The sequence below is a fragment of the Paracoccus sp. PAMC 22219 genome, assembly GCF_000787695.1.
Lineage (GTDB): Bacteria > Pseudomonadota > Alphaproteobacteria > Rhodobacterales > Rhodobacteraceae > Paracoccus.
The window spans coordinates 1-8,374 of sequence record NZ_BBPH01000219.1 but is presented as its reverse complement, the minus strand read 5'-3'; the positions used below and the strand labels follow the sequence as shown (position 1 = coordinate 8,374).

8 protein-coding genes and 1 pseudogene are annotated in these 8,374 nt (G+C 66.9%); all 9 read left to right on the top strand.

Annotation, left to right across the window (positions count from 1 at the left end):
• The first annotated feature begins 156 nt into the window (after nt 1-156).
• Entirely contained in the window at nt 157-873 is a 717-nt protein-coding gene (locus tag TY51_RS18960) for a Bax inhibitor-1/YccA family protein (protein WP_042252780.1), read from the top strand.
• A 19-nt stretch (nt 874-892) separates the two neighbouring features.
• Nucleotides 893-1,474 carry a DUF2076 family protein gene (locus tag TY51_RS18955; protein ID WP_042252777.1) on the top strand — a complete coding sequence of 194 codons (582 nt, stop codon included), beginning with the start codon at nt 893-895 and terminating at the stop codon, nt 1,472-1,474.
• Nucleotides 1,475-1,551: 77 nt separating this feature from the next.
• Nucleotides 1,552-2,175, top strand: a complete 624-nt coding sequence (locus TY51_RS18950) for an exopolysaccharide biosynthesis protein (protein ID WP_042252772.1) — start codon at nt 1,552-1,554, stop codon at nt 2,173-2,175.
• Nucleotides 2,176-2,204: 29 nt separating this feature from the next.
• The gene (locus TY51_RS18945) at nt 2,205-2,783 is read left to right on the top strand and encodes a TIGR00645 family protein (RefSeq protein WP_042252770.1); all 579 of its coding nucleotides are present in this window, start codon (nt 2,205-2,207) and stop codon (nt 2,781-2,783) included.
• Between the two features lie 438 nt (nt 2,784-3,221).
• Nucleotides 3,222-3,308, top strand: coding sequence for a K(+)-transporting ATPase subunit F (gene kdpF, locus TY51_RS24665; protein WP_042252766.1), 87 nt, complete (start codon nt 3,222-3,224; stop codon nt 3,306-3,308).
• 14 nt (nt 3,309-3,322) lie between these two features.
• Nucleotides 3,323-5,023 (top strand): potassium-transporting ATPase subunit KdpA, encoded by a 1,701-nt coding sequence (gene kdpA, locus TY51_RS18935; protein WP_042252765.1) that lies wholly within the window; start codon nt 3,323-3,325, stop codon nt 5,021-5,023.
• Nucleotides 5,024-5,032: 9 nt separating this feature from the next.
• A complete protein-coding gene (gene kdpB, locus TY51_RS18930) occupies nt 5,033-7,072 on the top strand; it encodes a potassium-transporting ATPase subunit KdpB (protein ID WP_042252763.1) in 2,040 nt (679 codons plus the stop codon).
• Nucleotides 7,073-7,083: 11 nt separating this feature from the next.
• On the top strand, nt 7,084-7,674 hold the full coding sequence (gene kdpC / locus TY51_RS18925; RefSeq protein ID WP_042252760.1) for a potassium-transporting ATPase subunit KdpC: 591 nt from the start codon (nt 7,084-7,086) through the stop codon (nt 7,672-7,674).
• Between the two features lie 3 nt (nt 7,675-7,677).
• Nucleotides 7,678-8,374: pseudogene (locus tag TY51_RS18920) on the top strand (two-component sensor histidine kinase); the annotation flags it as partial.

Below are 8,374 nucleotides of genomic sequence, written 5' to 3'. Positions count from 1 at the left end.
CGCCTGCACCAGACGCCCGACCACGGCATCGCCTGGTTCCAGATCGGAGAGATCGCGCATGTCCTGGTCGCGGACGAGGACCATGCCGACCCGCTGCTGGCGACCTCGGTCGCGCTGTCGGACACGCTCTACTGACACCAACCAACGGAGGCTTTCATGCAACCCATCCGCCAGACCGGCCGCAGCGCCGGGTTCGCCCCCGCCGCCGCCTATGACGACGGCCTGCGCGCGCACATGCTGCGCATCTACAACTACATGGGTCTGGGCCTGCTGGTCACCGGGCTGGTCGCGGTGACGGTCGCCTCGGTCCCGGCGATCTATGTGCCGATCTTCTCGACGCCGCTGCGGTGGGTGGTGATGCTGGCGCCGCTGGCCTTCGTGATGTTCCTGTCCTTCCGGATCGAGACCGTCTCTGCCGCCACGGCGCAGACGCTGTTCTGGGCCTTCTGCGCGGTCATGGGCCTGTCGCTGGCCTCGATCTTCCTGGTCTTCACCGGCACCTCGATCGCGCGGGCCTTCTTCGGGGCGGCCGCCATGTTCGCGGGCATGAGCCTTTACGGCTATACCACCAAGCGCGACCTGTCGAAGTTCGGAAGCTTCCTGATCATGGGCCTGATCGGCGTCATCATCGCCAGCATCATCAACATCTTCCTGGGCTCGTCCGCGCTGCAGTTCGCGATCTCGATCATCGGCATCCTGGTCTTCGTCGGCCTGACGGCCTGGGACACGCAGTCGATCAAGCTGGCCTACGGCGAACATCACGATGCCGAGACGCACCAGAAACTGGCGGTCATGGGCGCGTTGTCGCTGTACCTGAACTTCATCAACCTGTTCCAGCTGCTGCTGAGCCTGACCGGCCAGCGCGAAGAATAAGACGAAAGGGACCACACTCATGGACCAGAACGACCGCCACGCCATCGAAGGACTGTTCGGCAAGCTGGGCCAGGCCGCCCAGGCCCAGCCCCATCGCGACCCCCAGGCCGAGGCCCTGATCGCCGACCTGATCGCCCGCAACCCCGGCGCGGCCTATTACATGGCCCAGACCGTGATCATGCAGGAACAGGCGCTGAACGCCGCGCAAAGCCAGATGGAGCAGGCACAGCGCCAGCCCGAGCCGCAGGCCGGCGGCCTGTTCGGGCGCCTGTTCGGCGGCAGCCAGCCGCAACAGCCCCGCCCGATGGCACAGCGCCCTGCGCCCCAGGCCTATGGCCAAGCCCCGCAGGGATACGGCCAAGCCCCGCAGGGCCAGCAAGGGTCCGGGCCGTGGAACAGCGGCCGCCCCGCCGGCGGCGGCTTCATGGCCGGCGCCGCGCAGACCGCGATCGGCGTGGCCGGCGGCGTGCTGCTGGGCAATGCCATCGGCGGCATGTTCGCAGGCCCCGCCGAAGCCTCCGAGATGGAACAGGAACCCGCGATGGAGGACGAGGCCGGCTTCGACGACGCAGGCTTCGACGACGGCGGTTTCGAGGAATGATCCTCCGGGTGACGCCCGCCCGGCGGGCGTCACCCCCCTTTTTTCCGACCGTTGGTCCGCGTGACCAGGAACATTGAATGACCCCCGATACAGTCGCGCCGTCGCACCGGCGCCCGACACTCAGCGACGTCCTGACGGCCCTGGCGGCGGATTGGGACCAGCCGCGCATATCGGTGGGCCAGCTGATCCTGGCCCTGGGGGACCGCGGCCTGATCGGGCTGCTGCTGATCCTGGCCTTTGCCAATGTCATTCCCAACCCGCCGGGCACCTCGGCCGTGCTGGGACTGCCGATGCTGTATCTGTCCTGGCAGATGATGCGCGGCGGCATGCCCTGGCTGCCGCAGTTCCTGGCGGCACGGTCCTTCGACATCGACCATTTCCGGACCGTCGTCGCGCGGGCGATGCCCTATCTGAACCGGGTCGAGCGGCTGTTGCGCCCACGCATCCCGACCCTCAGCACGCCGGTCGCGTTCCGGCTGCTGGGCGCGGTCTGCCTGCTTCTGTCGATCGTGCTGGTCCTGCCGATCCCGTTCGGCAACCTGCTGCCCGCCGCAGCCATCGCCATCATCGCCCTAGGCGCGCTGGAGCGTGACGGCGTCTGGATCACCGGCGGCGTGCTGTTCGGCATCGCATCGACCGTCTTTCTGGCCAGTGCGATCGTGATCATCACCCGTGCCATGCTGGGCCTTCTGGGCCTGTAACCTTTTTCCGAATTCCGAAAGCGTCGACAATGGAACGACTGATTGAACGCGGCCTTTTTGCCAGCCGCTGGATGATGGCCCCGATGTATCTGGGGCTGGCGCTGGCGCTTCTGGTGCTGGTCTGGATCTTCATCATGGAGCTGGTTCGTTTCGTGATGATCGTCCCGGTCATGACCGTGAACGACGCGATCCTGGGCATCCTGGCGCTGATCGACCTCAGCCTGGCCGCGAACCTGCTGCTGATCGTGATCTTTTCCGGCTACGAGAACTTCGTCAGCCGCATGGACCTGGCCGATCACAAGGACCGCCCCGACTGGCAGGGAGAGGTCGATTTCTCCGCCCTCAAGCTGAAGCTGGTCGCATCCATCGTCGCCATCTCGGGCATCCACCTGCTCAAGGTCTTCATGGACGTGGGCCAGTACGATCCCGAACAGATCCGCTGGATGGTCGTGATCCACCTGGTCTTCGTCATCTCCGGCGTGCTGCTGGCGGCGATGGACTGGATCGCAAACCACGCAAAATCCCTGAAATACCGAAAAACCCCTGAAAAGGCGCAGTCGCAGCGGGAGGGCCGTTCCGGTCCGTGGCCTTTGATCTGCTGCACCTGAACGGGCGCGACATGACCGCCCAGCACCGGGACCGACGGCCAGGCAGCGCTGTGACGCTGCTGCGCCCGCCGCCGCAGACGGCGCGATGGCCCTGATCTGCAGTATTGGCGGAAAGCGGGCGCCCTTTGACAACCAATGCCTGACAGAAGCGGGGCCGGCTGTACACAATCGTTCAACCCCTGATGCTGCCTTGATGGCAACACCTGCAGACACTTTGCGCGAAGGTGATCGTGGCGCTGACGGCCTGATCCTTACGCGACCTTTACGCCCCGGCCCGGGATCACGCATGGCATCCTGACGCGGGCATCGGGGATGATCGGGCATCACTCATCAAGGGGATGTTCATGTCCGACATCATCTATCTTCTGCTTGGCGCAGGCGGGTTTCTGGCAATGATGGCCGGAACGCGCGCGCTGGCCCGTTCGTGACGGGGCGCCGATGATCGATCTGATCCTTGGCCTTGCCGTCGCGGCGGGCCTGTTCGCCTATCTGGTCGTGGCGCTGATGCGCCCCGACCGGTTCTGATCGGGGGCGCGTCCATGTCCTCCTATCCTGTCTTTGCGCTTTACGGCGCGGTGACGGTCGGTCTGGCCTGGCTGCTGGCCGGCCACATGCACCGCGTGTTCACCGGTCAGCGCGTCTGGTCCAGCCCGCTGATCGCCCCGGTCGAGCGGGCGTTCCTGTCGGCCGCGGGCAATGCCGCGCGGCATACCCAGACCTGGTCCGGCTATGCCATGGCGGTGCTGGTCTTCAACCTGGCAGGGTTTCTGGTCCTCTATGCGATCCTGCGGCTGCAGGGCGTGCTGCCGTTAAACCCGCAGGGCATCGGCCCGATGTCGCCGGACCTGGCCTTCAACACCGCGATCAGCTTTGTCACCAACACCAACTGGCAGGCCTATTCCGGAGAAGTCCAGCTGTCCTATCTGTCCCAGATGGTCGGCCTGACCGTGCAGAACTTTGTGTCCGCCGCCACCGGCATGGCCGTCGCCGTCGCCATCATCCGCGGCTTTGTCGCGACCGGCACCGGAAAGCTGGGCAACTTCTGGGTCGATCTGGTCCGGTCGGTCCTGTACATCCTGCTACCGCTGTCGATCGTCGCGGCGGTGGTGCTGATCTGGCAGGGCGTGCCGCAATCGCTGTCGGCGTATGTGCAGGCCACCACGCTGGAGGGCGCACAACAGGTCATCGCCCAAGGCCCCGCCGCCAGCCAGATCGCCATCAAGCAGCTTGGCACCAACGGCGGCGGCTTCTTTGGCGTCAATTCGGCCCACCCGCTGGAGAACCCGACGATCCTGTCGAACATGATCCAGTCGGTCTATCTTCTGCTGATCCCCGTGTCGTTCTGCTTCCTGTTCGGACTCATGGTCGGCGACAGGCGGCAGGGCTGGGCGATCTTTGCCGCGATGGGCGTGCTGTTCATGGCCGGCCTTCTGGCCATGAACGCCCCCGAACAGGCCGGAAACCCGCTGCTGACGCAGGCCACCGGGATCACCGGTCCCAACATGGAGGGCAAGGAGGTCCGTTTCGGCGCCACCCTGTCGGTCCTGTGGGCCGAGGCCACCACGGCGGCGTCGAACGGGTCCGTCAACGCGATGCATGACAGCTTCATGCCGCTGTCGGGGCTGGTGATGCTGGTGAACATGCAGATCGGAGAGGTCATCTTTGGCGGCGTCGGGTCGGGACTGTACGGCATGCTGCTCTATGTCGTGCTGGCGGTGTTTCTGGCCGGTCTGATGGTCGGACGCACCCCCGAATACCTGGGAAAGAAGATCGAGGGGCGCGAGGTCACGCTGTCGGTCCTGGCCTTCCTGTCGATGCCGGTGGGCATCCTGGTCTTTGGCGCGCTGGCGGCCACCGTGCCGTCGGCGCTGTCGGCGGTGCAGGATGCCGGGCCGCATGGCCTGTCCGAGATCCTCTATGCCTACAGTTCCGCCACCGGCAACAACGGATCTGCCTTTGGCGGCTTTGGGGCGGCGGTGCCGTTCCACACCACGCTGCAGGGCATCGCCATGCTGCTGGGGCGCTATGCGATCATCATCCCGATGCTGGCCGTCGCCGGGTCGCTGTCGGTCAAGACGCCAGCGCCGGCGACCGCGGGCACGTTCCCCACGCATGGCCCGCTGTTCGTCGTGCTGCTGACCCTCACCGTGCTGATCCTGGGCGCGCTGACCTTCTTTCCCGCCCTGGTTCTGGGCCCCATCGCCGAGCATGTGTCGATGCTGGGCGGGCAAAGTTTCTGAGGAAGTCCCATGTCCAAGCAATCCCTTCCCGTGCCGTCGATGACGGCGCTGGCCCCTGCCGCCGCGCGACAGGCGCTGGCCAAGCTGGCGCCCCGCCTGCTGCTGAAGAACCCGGTGATCTTTGCCACTGCCGTGGTGGCGGCGATGGTCACCGTCCTTGGCCTGCGCGACCTGGCTACCGGCGTGCCCGGCGCCGGGGCGGCCGTGCAGATCGCCGTCTGGCTGTGGGCCGCGGTCCTGATCTCGAACTTTGCCGAGGCGCTGGCCGAGGGGCGCGGCCGTGCGCGTGCCGACAGCCTGCGCGCCACCAAGACGGACACCATGGTCCGCGTTCTGGCCAGCCCCGACAGCGCCCATGACAGCGCGACGATGGTCCCGTCCGCGACACTGAAGCAGGGGCAGATCCTGCTGGTGGTCGCGGGCGACATCATCCCGGCGGACGCGGATGTGGTCCAGGGCGTGGCGTCGGTCGACGAAAGCGCCATCACGGGCGAAAGCGCGCCGGTGATCCGCGAATCCGGCGGCGATTTCAGTTCCGTCACTGGCGGCACGCGGATCGTATCCGACTGGCTGGTGCTGCGCGTCACGTCGGAACCGGGGCGCAGTTTCCTGGACCGCATGATCGCGCTGGTTGAGGGCGCCGAGCGTGCCAAGACCCCGAACGAGATCGCCCTGAACATCCTTCTGGCGGGTCTGACGCTGATTTTCCTTCTGGTCGTGGTCACGCTGGAACCCTTCGCGCGCTATTCCGGCACCTCGATTTCGGTGGTGTTCTTGGCGGCCCTGTTCGTGACGCTGATCCCCACGACGATCGGCGGGCTGTTGTCGGCCATCGGCATCGCCGGCATGGATCGTCTGGCCCGCGCCAACGTCGTCGCGAAATCCGGCCGCGCGGTCGAGGCTGCGGGCGACGTGGACGTGCTGTTGCTGGACAAGACCGGGACGATCACCTTCGGCAACCGCATGGCCGACGCGCTGATCCCGGCGCAGGGCGTTGGCGACGCCGATCTGGCCCGCGCCGCACTGGCCGCCAGCCGCGCCGACGACACGCCCGAAGGCAAGTCCATCGTCGAACTGGCCCGCAAGCGGCCCGGCGCGGACGCGCCCATGGCCGATGTCGCGCAGGCCATCGCGTTTTCCGCCCAGACCCGGTTGTCGGGCGCGGACCTGACCGACGGCACGCAACTGCGCAAGGGATCGGTCGATGCGATCCTGCGCCAGACCGGCACGGCGATGGATGCGGGCCTTGCGGCCTCCGTCGATCAGATCGCCCGGTCGGGCGGCACGCCGCTGCTGGTGTCGCAAGGCGCGCGCATCATGGGCGCGGTGCATCTGAAGGACATCATCAAGCCCGGCGTGCGTGACCGGTTCGCCGAACTGCGCGCGATGGGCATCCGCACGGTGATGATCACCGGCGACAACCCCCTGACCGCCGCCGCCATCGCGGCCGAGGCCGGCGTCGACGATTTCCTGGCCGAAGCCACGCCCGAAAACAAGCTGGAGCTGATCCGCGCCGAACAGGCCAAGGGCCAGCTGGTCGCCATGTGCGGCGATGGGTCGAACGATGCACCGGCCCTGGCGCAGGCCGACGTGGGCGTCGCGATGAATTCGGGCACCTCGGCGGCCAAGGAGGCCGCGAACCTGATCGACTTAGACAGCGACCCGACCAAGCTGATCGAGGTCGTGCTGGTCGGCAAACAGCTGTTGATCAGCCGGGGCGCGCTGACCACCTTCAGCATCGCAAACGACGTGGCCAAGTATTTCGCCATTCTTCCGGCGCTGTTCATCGGGGCCTATCCCGGCCTTGCCGTGCTGAACGTGATGGGGCTGCAAAGCGCCTCCAGCGCGATCCTGTCGGCAGTGATCTTCAACGCGCTGGTCATTCTGGCGCTGATCCCGCTGGCCCTGCGCGGCGTCAAATATGCGCCCTCCAGTGCCGCGGTGCTGCTGCGGCGCAACCTGACGATCTATGGCCTTGGCGGCCTGATCGTTCCGTTTCTGGGCATCAAGGTCATCGACATGGCCGTGAACGTCCTGGGCCTGGTCTAGGAGGACCCCCCATGAATGAACATATCCGCCCCGCCCTTGTCACCCTTGGCCTGATGGTCGCGCTGACGGGGCTGTCCTATCCGCTGGCGATGACCGGGCTGGGACAGGCCCTGATGCCGGACATGGCCAATGCCAGCCTTGTGTATCGTGACGGGCAGATCATCGGGTCCGCGCTGGTCGGGCAGACCTTCGACAGCCCGGAATACCTGCATCCGCGGCCCTCGGCGGTGGGCTATGACGCGGCAGCCGCAGGGGCATCGAACCTGGGCCCGACCAACGCCACGATGCTGGCGGATCAGACCGCCCGCGCCACCGCCTATGCCGCCGAAAACCGCACCGACCGCGCGCCTGTGGACGCGGTCACAACCTCTGCCAGTGGCCTCGACCCGCATGTCTCTACTGAAAACGCCGCGGCGCAGGCTGGACGGATCGCGCAGGCACGCGGCGTCCCGGTGGCAGACGTTCGGGCGATCATCGATGCCCAACTGGAACCGCGCTGGCTGGGCCTGTTCGGCGAACCGCGCGTGAATGTGCTGCTGGTCAATCTGGCCCTTGACGCGACGCTGCCGCAGGCCCCCACTGCGCCGGACATCGAAGGCTGATCCATGACCGCGACCGACCTGCGCCCCGAACCCGACGCCCTGCTGGCGCAGGCCAAGCGCGAGGGGCGCGGGCGGCTGAAGATCTTTCTGGGCGCGGCCCCCGGCGTTGGCAAAACCTTTGCCATGCTGGAGGCCGCCCGCCGATTGCGGGCCGATGGCGTGGACGTGGTCGCCGCCGTGGTCGAGACGCATGGCCGCGCCGAGACCGAGGCGCTGCTGCAGGGGCTGGACCTGCTGCCCAAGCGCGCGCAGTTCTATCGCGACCGCATCCTGCACGAGATGGATCTGGACGCCCTGCTGACCCGGCGCCCGCAACTGGCCCTGATCGATGAGCTGGCGCATTCGAACATCCCCGGCAGCCGCCACGACAAGCGCTGGCAGGACGTCGAGGAGGTTCTGGCCGCGGGCATCGACGTGCTGACCACGATGAACGTCCAGCATCTGGAAACGCTCAACGACCGCGTGGCGCGGATTTCGGGCGTGCGCGTGCGCGAAACGGTCCCCGACGCCGTGCTGGAGCGTGCGGACGAGGTCGAGCTGGTCGACCTGCCCACCGAAGAGCTGATCGAGCGGCTGCGCGCCGGCAAGGTCTATGTCCAGGACCAGATCGCGCGGGCGGTGCAGAACTTCTTTTCCAAGGGCAACCTGACGGCGTTGCGCGAAATGGCCATGCGCGCGGCCGCCGACCGGGTCGACGCGC

Coding starts and splice junctions, on each gene's coding strand:
- TY51_RS18960 (WP_042252780.1), top strand. CDS start 157: ATGCAACCCATCCGCCAGACCGGCCGCAGCGCCGGGTTCGCCCCCGCC.
- TY51_RS18955 (WP_042252777.1), top strand. CDS start 893: ATGGACCAGAACGACCGCCACGCCATCGAAGGACTGTTCGGCAAGCTG.
- TY51_RS18950 (WP_042252772.1), top strand. CDS start 1,552: ATGACCCCCGATACAGTCGCGCCGTCGCACCGGCGCCCGACACTCAGC.
- TY51_RS18945 (WP_042252770.1), top strand. CDS start 2,205: ATGGAACGACTGATTGAACGCGGCCTTTTTGCCAGCCGCTGGATGATG.
- kdpF (WP_042252766.1), top strand. CDS start 3,222: ATGATCGATCTGATCCTTGGCCTTGCCGTCGCGGCGGGCCTGTTCGCC.
- kdpA (WP_042252765.1), top strand. CDS start 3,323: ATGTCCTCCTATCCTGTCTTTGCGCTTTACGGCGCGGTGACGGTCGGT.
- kdpB (WP_042252763.1), top strand. CDS start 5,033: ATGTCCAAGCAATCCCTTCCCGTGCCGTCGATGACGGCGCTGGCCCCT.
- kdpC (WP_042252760.1), top strand. CDS start 7,084: ATGAATGAACATATCCGCCCCGCCCTTGTCACCCTTGGCCTGATGGTC.